This is a genomic window from Methylorubrum sp. B1-46, from assembly GCF_021117295.1.
In the GTDB taxonomy this organism is placed as follows: domain Bacteria; phylum Pseudomonadota; class Alphaproteobacteria; order Rhizobiales; family Beijerinckiaceae; genus Methylobacterium.
The window spans coordinates 2,561,619-2,576,392 of the sequence record NZ_CP088247.1 but is presented as its reverse complement, the minus strand read 5'-3'; the positions used below and the strand labels follow the sequence as shown (position 1 = coordinate 2,576,392).

The following is a 14,774-nucleotide window of genomic DNA, read 5'->3' as shown; positions in this document are numbered from 1 at the left end:
ATGAGGTGGCAACGATGGAGAAATAATCCTGGCGCGTCGCCCCACTTTCGCCGGTGCGGCACGGTCTGCCCAGGGCTCTGCCTTCTTCCCGCTGAACCACGGCCTCGATGGCGACGCTCTATCACTCTCCGTTCTGCCCGAATTCCCGCTTCATCCGCCTCGTCCTGGCCGAGATGGGCATGGAGCCGGTCCTCGTCGAGGAACGAGCCTGGGAGCGCCGCCGCGACTTCCTCATCGTCAACCCGGCCGGCACCACGCCGGTGCTGGTGGAGCAGACCGGGCTCGCCGTTCCCGGCGCGGGCGTGATCGCGGAATATCTCGACGAGACGCGAGGGCTGGGGCTCGCCGGCCGGCGACTCCTGCCCGACACGACCACGGCGCGGGTCGAGGTGCGGCGCCTGCTCGACTGGTTCCTCGTCAAGTTCAACAACGAGGTGACCGAGTATCTCGTTACCGAGAAGATCGACAAGCGCTTCATGTCGTCGGCGGCCGGGGGCGGCCCTCCAGACATGAACGCCATTCGTGCGGCGCGCACCAACGTGCGCTATCACCTCCAATATATCGGCTACCTGATCGGGCAGCGCCGCTGGCTCGCGGGCAACGACCTGACCTATGCCGATCTCGCGGCGGCGGCCCATCTCTCCTGCGTGGACTATCTCGGCGACGTGCCATGGGACGAGGACGAGATGGCGAAGGACTGGTACGCGCGGGTGAAATCCCGCCCGTCCTTCCGCGCGCTCCTGGCCGACCGGGCGCCGGGGATGCCGGCGGCGGCGCATTACGCGGATCTGGATTTCTGAAGCCCGAGAAGGCCGTCCTCACGGGCCGGGCCTTGCGCGAGACCGTCGAGGCGCGCGCACGCCGTCTCGGCTTCGAGGCGTTCCGCGTCACGCGGCCCGACGCCGTGCCCGCCTTGCGAGAGCGGCTGCCCGCATGGCTCGCGGCGGGCCATCACGGCACGATGGACTGGATGGAGGAGCGCGCCGACCAGCGCGCCGCGCCCGCCGCGCTGTGGGCCGAGACCCGCAGCATCGTCATGCTCGGCATGAATGCGGGTCCGCAAACCGATCCCCTCGAACTCACGCGCCTGAAAGATCGCGCCGCCATTGCGGCTTACGCGCAGCGACGCGACTATCACGACGTCATCAAGGGCAAGCTGAAGGAGCTCGGCGGCTTCCTCTCCGCCCGTTCCGGCCAGCCGGTGAAGGTCTTCGTCGATACGGCGCCCGTCATGGAGAAGCCGCTGGCCCAGGCCGCGGGACTCGGCTGGCAAGGCAAGCACACAGTGCTGATCTCGCGCGAGCACGGCAATTGGCTGATGCTCGGCGCGATCTTCGCCCGCGCCGAACTCGAACCCGACGCACCCGAGACCGACCATTGCGGCTCCTGCCGCCGATGCCTCGACATCTGCCCGACGGACGCCTTCCCGGCGCCCTACCGGCTCGATGCCCGCCGCTGCATCGCCTACCTGACGATCGAGCATCACGGCCCGATCCCGACAGAATATCGCGAAAAGATCGGCAACCGGGTGTTCGGCTGCGATGACTGCCTCGCGGTCTGCCCCTGGAACAAGTTCGCGGGCGCGGCGCGCGAGACGCGCCTGGCCGCCCGCGACGACCTCGCCGCGCCGCCGCTCGCAGACCTCGCCCGCCTCGACGATGCAGCTTTTCGCGCGCGCTTTGCCGGCACGCCGATCAAGCGCACGGGGCGCGACCGCTTCCTGCGCAACGTACTCATCGCCATCGGCAATTCGGGCGACGCGGCGCTCGCCGAGGAGGCGGTGGCGGGATTGCGGGAGCCGGATCCGGTGGTGCGGGGCGCCGCCGTCTGGGCCTGCGGACGGCTGCTCGCGCGGGAGCGGCTGCGCGATCTGTTCGACGCCCATGGACGGACCGAGCCCGAGGCGCATGTGAGGGAGGAGTGGCGTGAAGCCGCCGGCCTTCCTATGGAGGCGGACCGCCCACGGGAGACCTGACACCGCATGAATCTGTTCGTCTTCGGCCTCGGCTTCTCCGCCCGGCGTTTCGCCGAGCGCGAACGGACCCGCTTCGATACGGTGCGGGCGACGGTGACCGAGCCTGAGCGGGCCAGAAGCCTTGCCGCCGAGACCGGTTTCACCCTGCGCGCCTTCGGGCCGGAGACCGACGATCCCTGCATCGCCGACGACCTCGCCGACACCGACGTCCTGCTGATCTCCGCCCCGCCGGGCCAGGACGGCGACACGGTGCTCGCCCGCTACCGCGACGCGATCGCGAAGAGCCGCATCCGCTGGATCGGCTATCTCTCGACCATCGGCGTCTACGGCGATCACGGCGGCGCCTGGATCGACGAAACGACGCCCGCGGCCCCGAAAAGCGCCCGCTCCCGCGGCCGCCTCGAAGTCGAGAACGCTTGGCTTGCACTCGGCGCCGAGACGGGCAAGGCGGTGCAGGTGTTTCGCCTCTCAGGCATCTACGGCCCCGGCCGCAACCCGATCGTGAAGCTGCGCGAGGGCCGCACCCAGCGCATCGTCAAGCCGGGTCAGGTGTTCAACCGCATTCACGTCGACGACATCGCCGCGACGCTCGCCGCCTCGATCGAGCGCCCGCGGCCCGGCGCGGTCTACAACGTCACCGACGACGAACCGGCCCCGCCGCAGACGGTGACCGAACACGCCGCCGCGCTGACGGGCCTGCCACTACCGCCCGAAATCGATTTCGAGACCGCAGACCTCAGCCCGATGGCGCGCAGCTTCTATGGTGAGAACAAGCGGGTGCGAAACCGCCTGATCCGCGAGGAGCTCGGCGTGCAGCTCGCCTTCCCAACCTATCGTGAAGGGCTGGCCGCACTGGTCGCCGACGCGCGCGGGTGAGCACGCTTCCAGAGGCTCTGGCATCCGTTTGACGGGTTCGGCGCGTTCATTCGTCCTCGCGAGGCGAAGCCGAAGCGATCCAGGGCGCGACATCTCCGAAAAGTGCGGAGCCCTCGATTGCCACGGCTTCGCCTCGCAAGGACGAAGAGACACCGAAGCGATCAACCGAACATTGGATCAGACGAACTGAACACCAATGTCCCCGGCGGCGCGACGCGTGACGCGACAGCGCCGGGACGGCTCACCGTCGATGTGGAGCGAGAAATTCTCCGGCAGGTCGGCGGCCTCGAGCGCCAGCTTGGCGCCGCCCTCCGAGATGTTGAGCACGGTGCAGGGCAGGCTCTGCGGCTCCCCCGCCCTCCGCCCCCGCTCCGCCACGAAGGCGACATGGCCTGAGATCGACGTGCGGAGGCGCTCTTCGCTCCGTCGCTCCTCCAAACCGACATTCCAGGCATCGAGACGGCTCGCGAAATCCGCCACGCTCGCGGCGGTGGCCTGCATGTCGGTGCTGACCTGACCGGAGGTCGCCTGCTGCCGCGCGCTGTCCGCCGTCGTCTGCGCGATGAAGCCCTGCACCGTATCGACCACGGCGGCGGTCGAGACCAGGGCCGTGCCCACGTCCCGCGAAACCGACTGCATGGCGCCGATCTCGCCGGTGATGCGGGCGGTGGCCGAGCGCGCCTGCTCGGCAAGGCTCTTCACCTCGGTGGCGACGACGGCGAAGCCGCGGCCGGCCGCCCCGGCGCGGGCTGCCTCGATCGTGGCGTTGAGGGCGAGCAGGTTGATCTGCTCGGCGATGCCCGTAATGATCTCGACCACGCCGGTCATCGCGGCCGCCGCATCGTCGAGCTTCGCCGAGAGCGCGCCGGCGGCGCTCATGCGGCTCTGGATGTCGCCGACCGCCTCGTGCGAGCGACTCATCTGTGCGGCGATCGAGGCCGAGATCCGGTGCATCTCCTCGGAGGCGTCCGCCACCGCCCGCACCCGGCCCAGCGTCTGCTCGGCCATGGCGAGGGCGCTGGCGCGTACCGCCATGCTCTGGCTGATGTCGAAGGCGTATTTCACCACCCTGAACGGGCGCCCGGCCGCGTCGAGAACCGGATTGTAGGACGCCTGGATCCAAACCTCGCGGCCGTTCTTGCCGACCCGCTGGTAGACGGCGGAGGTGAATTGTCCCGCCCGCAGCGTCGCCCAGAATTGAGCGTAGGCCGGGCTCGCGGCGTAATTGGGCGTGACGAACATCCGGTGATGCCGGCCCTGAACCTCGGGCAGGGTGTAGCCGAGCGCATCCAGGAAGTTGTCGTTGGCATCGAGGACGGTGCCGTCCATGTCGAACTCGATCACCGCCTGCGAGCGGCGGGCCGCCTCGACCTTGCCCGCCATGTCGGCGGCGGCGCGCTTGGCCTCCGTGATGTCCGAGGCGTACTTCACGACCTTGAACGGACGTCCGGAGGGATCGAGGATCGGGTTGTAGGTCGCCTGGATCCAGACCTCGCGACCGTCCTTGCCGACGCGCAGGAACTCACCGGCCCGGTACTCGCCGCGGGCGAGCGCCTCCCAGAAGGCGCGGTATTCGGCGGAGCCCGCCTCGTCCCGCGTCACGAACAGGCTGTGATGGCGCCCTTCCACCTCGTGCGCCGCGTAGCCGAGAGCGTCGAGGAAGTTGGCGTTGGCGCTGCGCACCGTCCCGTCGAGGTCGAACTGGATCACCGCCTGCGAGCGGCCGATGGCGGCGATCTGGCCCGCCGTTTCGGCGGCGGCGAGGCGTTCGGTCGTTACATCGAGGGCGAATTTGACGATCTTCTGGACCCGGCCGGCGGCATCGAGAACCGGGTTGTAGCTCGCGCGGATCCAGATTCTGCGCCCGTCCTTGGCGAGGCGGCCATAGGCCGCCGTCTGGAACGCGCCGCCCCGCAGGCTCTGCCAGAACGCCTCGTAGGCGGCGCTGCCCGCCTCCTGCGGGTCGACGAACAGCCGGTGATGACGCCCGCGGACTTCGGCGAGCGTATAACCCATCAGCTCGAGGAAATTGTCGTTGGCGTCGAGCACCGTCCCATCGACGGCGAAGGTGATCACCGCCTGCGAGCGTTTGAGCGCATCGAAGACGGATGCGGCATCGGAGCGACGAAAGGCATTGAGCATCGACAGTCAGGCTCCGACAATTATCCTAAACTGCCTGATCGGTCTTAAGAAACTCCTGTTCGTTTGCGCACAATCCAGTAGAGGCATGGGCTGCGGCGAGGCCCGCCTAGGGTGCAGACCGTCGCCGCTCAGATCTCCTCCCGCACCCCCTTCCCGTGGCGCTCGAAGTAGAACGGGATCGGCCGGTAGGGCGGGAAGCCCGCTTCCGCCGCCGCCTCCAGATCGTCGAGGATCACGCGGGTGATGCGCGGCAGGTCGAGCTTGCGCGCGGCCGTGAGATCGACCCAGGCGAGTTCGGTGAGTTCGGCGTCCAGGCCGACAATGCCGGGCCGCTCCATCGCCACCGCCTTGCGGTCCACGGCGAAGAAGCGGGTGTCGAAGCGGCGCACGCGCTTGGGCGGCGTGATCGCCCGCGCCACGAGATGCAGGGCTTCGAGGTCGGGCATCACGCCCGCCTCGCGAAAGGCCTGCCACGCCCCCTCCGGCGCCGTCTCCGGCGGACCGTAATCGCGGGTGCCGATGAGGAGGCCGGTCTCCTCGTAGGTCTCGCGGATTGCGGCCAGCGCGAGGGAGCGGCCGAGATGGTGCGGGGCTCGGGGCAGCTTAGCGCGCAGTGCGTCGTCAGCCCGCTGCGACAAGGCCCCGGCCACCGGCATCTGCCGGTCCGAGGCCTCGATGCGCCCGCCGGGAAACACGAACTTGCCGCCCATGAAGGCGAGGCCGGCATGGCGCCGGCCCATCAGCACCTTCAGCCGCTTCCGGGAGCGATCGAGGAGGATCAGCGTCGCGGCATCGCGGGGGCGTAAGGGCGCGGGGCGAACCGGAGCGTCGGACGGATCGGGCCTATCCGAGTCAGACCGTTCCAAGTCTTGGGGCGTCGCTCGCGCTGCTTCCTGCCTCACCGCCGCGTCTCTCCCCCGTGCCGGGTCCGCCAAGACTCCCACCAAGTGCCGGAGGCGCCTTGCCGAAACCGTGCATGCCGAACGTGTATTGCAGGCCGATCACCGCGCCCTTGACCGGCTGGAGCAGGCCCAGTGCCATAACGAGGGTGAGCAGCGGCCACACGGTCAGCGAGATCCAGAGCGGCACGTCGTAGCCCATCTCGATCTCGAGCACGAGGTAGCCGATGATGTGGCCCACGAGGAAGATCACGAGATAGGGCGGCAGATCGTCGGCCCGGTGCCCTTCCATCTCCAGGCCGCAGGCCTCGCAGGCCGGCCGCACCTTGAGGAAGCGCCCGAACACATGCCCCTGCCCGCAATGCGGGCAGCGGTTGAGGAAGCCGCGGGCCATGGCCGGGACCAGCCGCGTCCGCTCCTGGGGAGCCGGAGCCGGAGGGGAGACGTAGGTTTCCATGGCCGGACTCTAACCCCTTCCGCTCAGCGGCGCGAGCCGCGATGGCGCCGCGCCGCGTCGCCCTCGGACGCGGAAGCCTTGCCGGAGCGCGCCTTGCCCTTCGACGCCTTCACGCCGACTTTGCCCGGCTTCGCCTTGAACCCGCTCCGCTTGATCCCGCTGCCCTTGGCGCCGGAGCGACTGCGGCCCTCCGACAGGATTTCGAAGCGAAGCGCACCGGCCACCGCCGCCGCCTCGACGAGGCGGACCTCGACGGTGTCGCCGAGGCGGTAGGTCTCGCCGCTGCGGTCGCCGACGAGGGCGTGCAGGGCCTCGTCGTGGCGGTAGTATTCGTGGCCGATGGTGGAGACCGGCACGAAGCCGTCGGCCCCGGTTTCCGCGAGCTTCACGAACAAGCCCGAGCGCGTCACGCCGGAGATCCGCCCCGAGAAGGTCGCGCCGACCCGGTCGGCAAGGTAGCCGGCGATGAGCCGGTCGATGGTCTCGCGCTCGGCCGCCATCGCCCGGCGCTCGGCCGCCGAGATCTGCTCGGAGACGGCGTCGAGCATGCCCGGCGTGGTGTCGCCGGCCAAGCCGTCCTTGCCCAATCCGCAGGCACGCACGAGCGCGCGGTGGACGATAAGATCGGCGTAGCGGCGGATGGGCGAGGTGAAGTGGGCGTAGCGGCGCAGGTTGAGGCCGAAATGGCCTAAATTCTGTGCAGCGTAAATCGCTTGTGCCTGCGAACGCAGCACCACTTCGTTGATAAAGGGCGCGTGCTCACTCTCGGCCACCTGGGCGAGGATGCGATTGAATAGGTCGGGCCGCAGCGCCCCAGCCTTGGTCATCTTGATGCCGACGGAGGCGAGCACCTCCCCGAGCGCGCGCATCTTCTCCAGGGCCGGCTCGTCATGGACCCGGTAGATCAGCGGCGAGCCCGCCTTCTCCAGGGTCTCGGCCGCCGCGACATTGGCCTGGATCATGAACTCCTCGATCAGCCGGTGCGCCTCCAGACGCTCCGGCACGATCACCCGATCGACACCGCCCTCCGCATTGAGCAGCACCTTGCGCTCGGGCAGATCGAGGGCGAGCGGGCCGCGGGCATCGCGCGCCCGCTTCATCGCCTCGTAGGCGGCGTAGAGCGGGCGAAGCGCCGTCTCCAGGACCGGCCCGGACTTCTCGTCCGGCTGGCCATCGATCGCCGCTTGCGCCTGCGCATAGGCGAGCTTGGCGTGGGAGCGCATCAGGATGCGGTGGAAGCTGTGGCTCCGCTTCACCCCGTCCGCGCCGATGATCATTCGCACGGCCAGCGCCGGGCGGTCCTCGCCCTCGCGCAGCGAACAGAGATCGTTCGAAATGCGTTCGGGCAGCATCGGCACCACCCGGTCGGGAAAATAGACCGAGTTGCCTCGCAGCAGCGCCTCGCGGTCGAGGGCCGAATCCGGCCGGACATAGGCGGCGACATCCGCGATCGCGACGGTGACGATGAAGCCGCCCGCATTGGCCGGATCGGGATCGACCTCGGCCATCACCGCGTCGTCGTGGTCCTTGGCGTCGGGCGGGTCGATGGTCACGAGCGGCGCCTCGCGCCAATCCTCGCGGCCGCGCTTGGTCGCGCGTTTGGCCGCATCCGCCTCCGCCAGCGCCGCGGCGGGGAAGACGTGCGGGATGTTGTGGAGATGGAGCGCGATCAGGCTCACCGCCTTCTCGGAGCCGAGGGTTCCGAGCCGCTCGGTCACGCGCCCGCGGGGCAGGCCGAAGCGGGTCTCGCGCTCCACCGCGACGCTGACGAGATCGCCGTCGCGCGCTTCGCCCTCCTCGCCTGCGGGAATCGCAATCTCTTTCCCTTGCGACTTCTTCTCGACGGGCAGCAGGCGCCCGCCGTCGCGGCCGGCTCGGTAGATGCCGATCACCTCCGCGCGGTTCTTGCCGATCACCTTGATGACGCGGCCGGTGTAGCGGCCGGGCGCCTCGGGGTCCGGCGCAACGCGGATCAGGGCCCGGTCGCCGAGGCCGGGGGCCGGGCGATGGCCCTTGCGGCCGGCGCGCGGGATCTCGACGGCGATCTTCGGCGCCTCGCCTTCGCCCTCCCACTGCGCCGGGCGGGCGATCAGGTCGCCGTCGCGGTCGCGGGAGACGATGTCGGCGAGGACGACGGGCGGCAGGCTGCCGCCTTTTCGCAACCCGCCGCGGTCGCGCTCCAGGGCGCCGTCGGCCTCGATTTCCTTCAGGATCGCCTTGAGGCCGATCTTGTCGGCGCCCGAGATGCCGAAGGCTTTGGCGATCTCGCGCTTGCCGACCTTTCCGGGCGTCTCGGCCACAAAAGCGAGGATCTGCTCGCGGGAGGGAAGAGCGGGGGCACCCGCCTTCGGATTGATGCGTCTGGCCAAGGAGTCGGGCTCGCCGCGCCGGCCCGGAAGGGCCCGACGCGCTGAAAGATCGAGAATCGGAGAGACCGTGAAGGGTCCCGATGTCCGGTAAAGATGGGCTCTCGCAGCGCGCAGGACAACGTTTCGGCGTGACCCGTGAACAGGTTCGGCCCCGCGCTCAGCCGGTCGAGGCCGATTTTCGGATCGTTTCGACGGCCGCGTCTACGTCGAATCCTTCGCTCGTTAGGTCTTTGAGAGTGAAGGGCGCGGTCTGCGGCAGGGTCAGATTGACCCGCCCCTCCTCCGGTCGAAGCTCGGGCGCCTCCGCCGCGCCGACCGCGAGGGTCCAGGCGCCGTCGATCCGCACGGCCTCCGCTCGCGGCGGATCGGCGGTGAGCGCCGCGAGCTTTTCGGCGGCCGCCTGCCGGAACGCGAGGCTCCTTCCGTCATCGGAGACGAGCGCCGCCTTGATCAACTCGGCCAGCGCGTCCCTGACCCTGTCCACACTCGCGTTCATGCGCTCTTCGTCTCCCGGTTGATGCCTTTCGAGGAGAGCAAACGGAGTGCCGCGTGCGCGGTTCAGAGTGACCCACACAACGCACGACCTCTGACCGTCGTTGGTCTGGCAATCACGGCTCAACGCGAGTTTTATGAGAGACACTCAGTACGGCGTACCGCCCTCGCGCTTCGCCTGCAGCGCCTCGGCATACCACGTCAACTCGTCGAGGAACTTCTTGGCGGCCCGTCCGAGCCAGTCCTCGGCCGGCTCGCCCGCCTCGCTCAACGCCTTCTGGATGCGCGGGATCGGCAAGAGCGAGGGAATGCTCGGCGTGCCGAGTTCGGCCAGCATCGCTCGCAACTGCATCGCGGCGCGCACACCGCCGTACTGCCCGGCCGAGTAGCAGCAGATGGCCGAAGGCCGCCAGAAATACTCTTCCAGAAAGTGGTCGAGGGTGTTCGACAGCGCGGGTGGGATCGAGTGGTTGTACTCGGCCGAGACCACGACGAAGGCATCCGCCTCGCGAAACAGCGTCGCCAGCCGCTCCAGAGGCTCGGGCGCCTCGCCCTTGGGATACTCCTTGTACATCCGGTCGAGGAGCGGGAGCTTCAGCTCGGCCGGATCGACCAGCGGCGCCGCGTGGCCGCTGGCTTCGAGTTGCCCGATGAGGAAGCGGGCGGCACGGATGCCGGCGCGGTCCGCACGCACGGAGCCGAGGATCACGGGGATTGTGAGAGGCATGGGCAGAGCTCCCGATTCAAGCGAGCCTACTCGCTCTCCTCCGTCCGCTGTCGTCAAGCATTCACGCGCGCCGCCGCCGTATGCTCACCGCATAAAAAAGGCACCGGAGCCTCGAAAGCTCCGGTGCCGAATGCACAACGCTGCGCAAAAAAATCTTACAGCGAGTAGTAGTTCACGAATTCGATCGGGTGCGGGGTCATCTCGTAGCGCAGCACCTCGGTCATCTTCAGCTCGATGAACGAGTCGATCTGATCGTCCGAGAAGACGCCGCCGGCTTTGAGGAAGGCGCGGTCCTTGTCGAGGTTCTGCAGCGCCTCACGAAGCGAGCCGCAGACGGTCGGGATCTTCTTCAGTTCGCGCGGCGGCAGGTCGTAGAGATCCTTGTCCATGGCGGGACCCGGATCGATCTTGTTGATGATGCCGTCGAGGCCGGCCATCAGCAGCGCCGAGAAGGCGAGGTAGGGGTTGGCCATCGGATCGGGGAAGCGGACCTCGACGCGCTTGGCCTTCGGGTTCGTCGTCCACGGAATCCGGCAGGAGGCCGAGCGGTTGCGGGCCGAGTAGGCCAGCAGCACCGGGGCCTCGTAGCCCGGCACCAGACGCTTATAGGAGTTGGTCGACGGGTTGGTGAAGGCGTTCAGCGCCTTGGCGTGCTTGATGATGCCGCCGATGTACCACAGGCATTCCTGGCTGAGGTCGGCATACTTGTCGCCGGCGAAGAGCGGCTTGCCGTCCTTCCAGATCGACTGGTGCACGTGCATGCCCGAGCCGTTGTCGCCGTAGACGGGCTTCGGCATGAAGGTGGCGGACTTGCCGTAGCTCTGCGCCACGTTGTGGATGCAGTACTTGTAGATCTGCATGTGGTCGGCGAGCAGCGTCAGCGTGTCGAACTTCATGCCGAGTTCGTGCTGGGCCGAGGCCACCTCGTGGTGGTGCTTCTCGACCTTGACGCCCATCGACTGCATCGCGGCCAGCATCTCGCCGCGCATGTCCTGGGCCGAATCCTGCGGCGGCACGGGGAAGTAGCCGCCCTTGGTCTGCACCCGGTGGCCGAGGTTACCGCCCTCGTAATCGGTGAAGCCGTTGGTCGGCAGCTCGGTCGAGTCGAGCTGGAAGCCGGTATGGTAGGGATCGGCGCCGAACTTCACGTCGTCGAACACGAAGAACTCGGCCTCGGGGCCGACATAGATGGTGTCGCCGATGCCGGTGGAGCGCAGATAGGCCTCGGCGAGCTTGGCGGTCGAGCGCGGGTCGCGGGCGTAGGGCTCACCGGTCGAGGGCTCCAGCACGTCGCAGACGATCGACATGGTGGAGGCCGAGAAGAACGGGTCCATGCAGGCCGTGACCGGATCGGGCATCAGCAGCATGTCGGACTCGTTGATCGCCTTCCAGCCGGCGATCGACGAGCCGTCGAACATGGTGCCGTCGGTGAACATCTCCTCGTCGATCAGGGAGACGTCGAAGGTCACGTGCTGCCACTTTCCGCGCGGGTCGGTGAAGCGGAAGTCGACGTACTTGACGTCGTTGTCCTTGATGGCCTTCAGCACATCGGCGGCCGTAGTCATGCTGTACGTCTCCTCGGCAAAATCTCAGAGCGGGCGGTGAGCCATCCGCCGGGTTCGGGCGCGGGTCTAGCCGGTCCGTACCTGCGGCGCGAGGGGCTGATCGGGAAAGCGGCGGGAAAGAAGAACCTCTCGAAGGAGCGGCGCGGCGTCCGCGGCTTCGTTCCTGATCCGGATACCGCCCCCTCTCGTGCCCTGGCCGGTCCCGCCGACCGGCGCGGACGATATCGTTCGCGCTTCCCCGTTGCCACCCGTCAGAGGGGAAAAAATCCACGTGATCGCGGGACGTTCGGGACGTTTCGTTCCCGATCGTGCCGCTGCGGCGGTCAAATGTGCCGCACCGAGGTATGTGACGATACGGCGACGATTGGCACGCGACATGCTTGGGGCTGGCCGGAGCGTCCGCCTGCACAGCGGGCGCTCGGGGGTCGGGCTGGCGCCCTGCTCGCTCGATGGATCGGCGTTTCGGATGCGGCGGGGGAGGACACCCGCCGGACGCTAGGGGTCCAGCGGGGGTTCAGGCTCTCAATGGCGCCGGTTCCGGAAAAAGGTTTCGTCAGGACACGGATCCTCAAGGTACGAGAGACTCGGAATGACCAAGTTTAAGCTCGAGTACATCTGGCTCGACGGCTACACGCCCACTCCGAACCTGCGCGGCAAGACGCAGATCAAAGAGTACGACAGCTTCCCGACCTTCGAGCAGCTCCCGCTCTGGGGCTTCGACGGCAGCTCGACCCAGCAGGCCGAGGGCTCCTCCTCCGATTGCGTGCTGAAGCCCGTGCGCCACTTCCCCGACCCGGCCCGCACCAACGGCGTGCTCGTGCTGTGCGAAGTGATGATGCCGGACGGCAAGACCCCGCACCCGTCGAACAAGCGCGCGACCGTGCTCGACGATGCCGGCGCGTGGTTCGGCTTCGAGCAGGAGTACTTCCTCTACAAAAACGGCCGCCCGCTCGGCTTCCCCGAGACCGGCTACCCCGCCCCGCAGGGCCCGTACTATTGCGGCGTCGGCGCCTCGAATGTCGGTCCCGTGGCCCGCAAGATCGTCGAGGAGCATCTCGACCTGTGCCTGGCCGCCGGCATCAACCACGAGGGCATCAACGCCGAGGTGGCCAAGGGCCAGTGGGAATTCCAGATCTTCGGCAAGGGCTCCAAGAAGGCCGCCGACGAGATGTGGATGGCGCGCTACCTGCTCCAGCGCCTGTGCGAAACCTACGAGATCGACATCGAGTACCACTGCAAGCCACTCGGCGACACCGACTGGAACGGCTCGGGCATGCACTGCAACTTCTCGACGACGTTCATGCGCGAGACCGGCGGCAAGGATTACTTCGAGGCCATGATGGCGGCCTTCGAGCGCAACCTCGACGACCACATCGCCGTCTACGGCCCCGACAACCACATGCGCCTGACCGGCAAGCACGAGACGGCGCCGTGGAACAAGTTCTCCTACGGCGTGGCCGACCGGGGCGCCTCGGTGCGCGTGCCCCATTCCTTCGTCAACAACGGCTACAAGGGGTACCTTGAGGACCGCCGCCCGAACTCCATGGGCGACCCCTACCAGATCGCCTCGCAGGTGCTGAAGACGATCTCCGAAGTTCCGCTTCCCGCCGAAGCGGTGCAGAAGGCCGTCGCGTAAGGACTTTCGACGCCGAATATCGAAGTTTGAGACAGGCCGCTCCCGCCGCAAGGCGGGGGCGGTTTTTTGTTGCAGCGCTTCGCACCGTCATGGCGAGCGACAGCGAAGCCATCCAGGGCGCGACTTGCCCGGACGATACGGAGCGCTGGATTGCTTCGGCTACGCCTCGCAACGAGAGCCGCGGCTCAAACGCCGAAGATCGACCAACCCGTCCGTTTCACCAGCATCTCCAGGGCGATGCGCCCGAGATGCGAATTGCCTGCGGCGTCCAGCCCCGGCGACCAGACGCAGATCGCGGCCTTACCCGGCGCGACGGCCAGAATACCGCCGCCGACGCCGCTCTTGCCCGGCAGGCCGACACGGTAGGCGAAGTCACCCGAGCCGTCGTAATGGCCGCAGGTGAGCATGATGGCGTTGATGCGCCGTGCCCGCTCGGCCGAGATCACCGAGTGCCCGGCCAGCGGATGATGCCCGGAATAGGCGAGGAACAGCCCGGCGGTCGCGAGCTGGCGGCAGCTCATCGCAATGGCGCAGTGATGGAAGTAGACGCCCAGCGTGTAATCGACCGGGTTCTCGATCACGCCGAACGAGCGCATGTAGTTGGCGAGCGCGGCGTTGCGGAAGCCCGTGCGCTTCTCGGAGGCCGCCACGCGCTCGTCGATGGTGATGCTGTCGTCCTGCGCCAGGAACTGCATGAAGCGCAGGATCTCGCCCAGCGCCTCCCGCGGCTGGTGGCCCGAGAGGATCACGTCGGTGACGGCGATGGCGCCGGCATTGATGAAGGGATTGCGCGGGATGCCGTTCTCCCGCTCCAACTGGACGATCGAGTTGAACGGGCTGCCCGAGGGCTCGCGGCCGACCCGGCGCCAGAGCCGGTCGCCGACCATGCCGAGCGCCAGCGTCAGCGTGAAGACCTTGGAAATACTCTGGATCGAGAAGGGGATGTCGGCATCGCCCCCGGCGGCGACCCGGCCGTCGCCGTCGATCACGACGAGGCCGAAGGCTTGGGCGTCGGCGCGGGCGAGTTCGGGAATGTAGCTCGCCACCGTGCCGCGGTCGGGCCGCGCCCGCATCTCCTCGGCGATGTCTTGGACGATGGTGTCGAGATCGGGCACGGCGTCACTCGGCTACGGCGCTTCATGGCGAGCGCGGACGAGCTCGGCCCTTCACGAAGCGGGCCACATAACGAGGCCGTTCGGATCAGATCGCGTCGGAGCCGGTCTCGCCGGTGCGGATGCGGATGGCTTCCTCGATCGTCGAGACGAAGATCTTGCCGTCGCCGATGCGGCCGGTCTGGGCCGACTTGCGGATCGCCTCGACGGCTCCTTCGACGAGCGCGTCCGAAAGCACGATCTCCAGCTTCACCTTGGGGAGGAAGTCCACGACATACTCGGCGCCGCGGTAGAGTTCGGTGTGGCCCTTCTGCCGGCCGAAGCCCTTCGCCTCGATCACGGTGATGCCCTGGAGGCCGACCTCTTGGAGGGCTTCCTTCACCTCGTCGAGCTTGAACGGCTTGATGATCGCCTCGATCTTCTTCATCCGGAAAAGCCCGATCCGCCTCGTCTCTCAGTCAGCCAATTATGTACCATCGCCACCGCGTCACCGCCACGGCGATTTGGATGACGAGGCCGGTAAG

General features: G+C 68.0%; 13 protein-coding genes. 4 read left to right on the top strand and 9 right to left on the bottom strand.

From position 1 onward, the window contains the following. The first annotated feature begins 107 nt into the window (after positions 1–107). The 3 genes from LPC10_RS12070 to LPC10_RS12060 all read left to right on the top strand — a co-directional run bounded on the left by LPC10_RS12070 (position 108) and on the right by LPC10_RS12060 (position 2,851). Positions 108–800 (top strand): glutathione S-transferase family protein, encoded by a 693-nt coding sequence (locus LPC10_RS12070; RefSeq protein ID WP_108940282.1) that lies wholly within the window; start codon positions 108–110, stop codon positions 798–800. Positions 801–904: 104 nt separating this feature from the next. Continuing rightward, a complete protein-coding gene (gene queG, locus LPC10_RS12065) occupies positions 905–1,975 on the top strand; it encodes a tRNA epoxyqueuosine(34) reductase QueG (RefSeq protein WP_231347022.1) in 1,071 nt (356 codons plus the stop codon). 6 nt (positions 1,976–1,981) lie between these two features. After that, positions 1,982–2,851 carry an SDR family oxidoreductase gene (locus LPC10_RS12060; RefSeq protein ID WP_231346876.1) on the top strand — a complete coding sequence of 290 codons (870 nt, stop codon included), beginning with the start codon at positions 1,982–1,984 and terminating at the stop codon, positions 2,849–2,851. 177 nt (positions 2,852–3,028) lie between these two features. On the opposite strand, the gene LPC10_RS12055 is transcribed toward LPC10_RS12060, so the two are convergent. The 7 genes from LPC10_RS12055 to glnA all read right to left on the bottom strand — a co-directional run bounded on the left by LPC10_RS12055 (position 3,029) and on the right by glnA (position 11,502). Then, complete coding sequence (locus LPC10_RS12055) at positions 3,029–4,993, bottom strand: PAS domain-containing methyl-accepting chemotaxis protein (RefSeq protein ID WP_231346875.1); 1,965 nt, start codon at positions 4,991–4,993, stop codon at positions 3,029–3,031. Positions 4,994–5,121: 128 nt separating this feature from the next. Continuing rightward, positions 5,122–5,895 (bottom strand): NUDIX domain-containing protein, encoded by a 774-nt coding sequence (locus LPC10_RS12050; protein ID WP_370644705.1) that lies wholly within the window; start codon positions 5,893–5,895, stop codon positions 5,122–5,124. Then, entirely contained in the window at positions 5,846–6,349 is a 504-nt protein-coding gene (locus LPC10_RS12045; protein ID WP_231346873.1) for a DUF983 domain-containing protein, read from the bottom strand. The genes LPC10_RS12050 and LPC10_RS12045 overlap by 50 nt, the downstream gene beginning before the upstream one ends. 23 nt (positions 6,350–6,372) lie before the next feature. Further along, positions 6,373–8,718 carry a ribonuclease R gene (rnr, locus tag LPC10_RS12040; protein ID WP_231346872.1) on the bottom strand — a complete coding sequence of 782 codons (2,346 nt, stop codon included), beginning with the start codon at positions 8,716–8,718 and terminating at the stop codon, positions 6,373–6,375. Between the two features lie 157 nt (positions 8,719–8,875). Next, positions 8,876–9,214 (bottom strand): hypothetical protein, encoded by a 339-nt coding sequence (locus LPC10_RS12035; protein WP_231346871.1) that lies wholly within the window; start codon positions 9,212–9,214, stop codon positions 8,876–8,878. 144 nt (positions 9,215–9,358) lie between these two features. Then, positions 9,359–9,937 (bottom strand): NADPH-dependent FMN reductase, encoded by a 579-nt coding sequence (locus LPC10_RS12030; protein WP_231346870.1) that lies wholly within the window; start codon positions 9,935–9,937, stop codon positions 9,359–9,361. Positions 9,938–10,092: 155 nt separating this feature from the next. Next, entirely contained in the window at positions 10,093–11,502 is a 1,410-nt protein-coding gene (glnA, locus tag LPC10_RS12025) for a type I glutamate--ammonia ligase (RefSeq protein WP_108940274.1), read from the bottom strand. 589 nt (positions 11,503–12,091) lie between these two features. Here glnA and LPC10_RS12020 point away from each other — a divergent pair. Next, the gene (locus LPC10_RS12020) at positions 12,092–13,138 is read left to right on the top strand and encodes a glutamine synthetase beta-grasp domain-containing protein (RefSeq protein ID WP_231346869.1); all 1,047 of its coding nucleotides are present in this window, start codon (positions 12,092–12,094) and stop codon (positions 13,136–13,138) included. Between the two features lie 185 nt (positions 13,139–13,323). Here the strand turns inward: LPC10_RS12020 and LPC10_RS12015 are convergent, their stop codons facing one another. Next, positions 13,324–14,253 (bottom strand): glutaminase, encoded by a 930-nt coding sequence (locus LPC10_RS12015; protein ID WP_231346868.1) that lies wholly within the window; start codon positions 14,251–14,253, stop codon positions 13,324–13,326. 85 nt (positions 14,254–14,338) lie between these two features. Then, positions 14,339–14,677: a P-II family nitrogen regulator gene (locus LPC10_RS12010; protein WP_009866062.1), complete on the bottom strand. Its 339-nt coding sequence runs from the start codon at positions 14,675–14,677 to the stop codon at positions 14,339–14,341. Positions 14,678–14,774 lie beyond the last annotated feature (97 nt).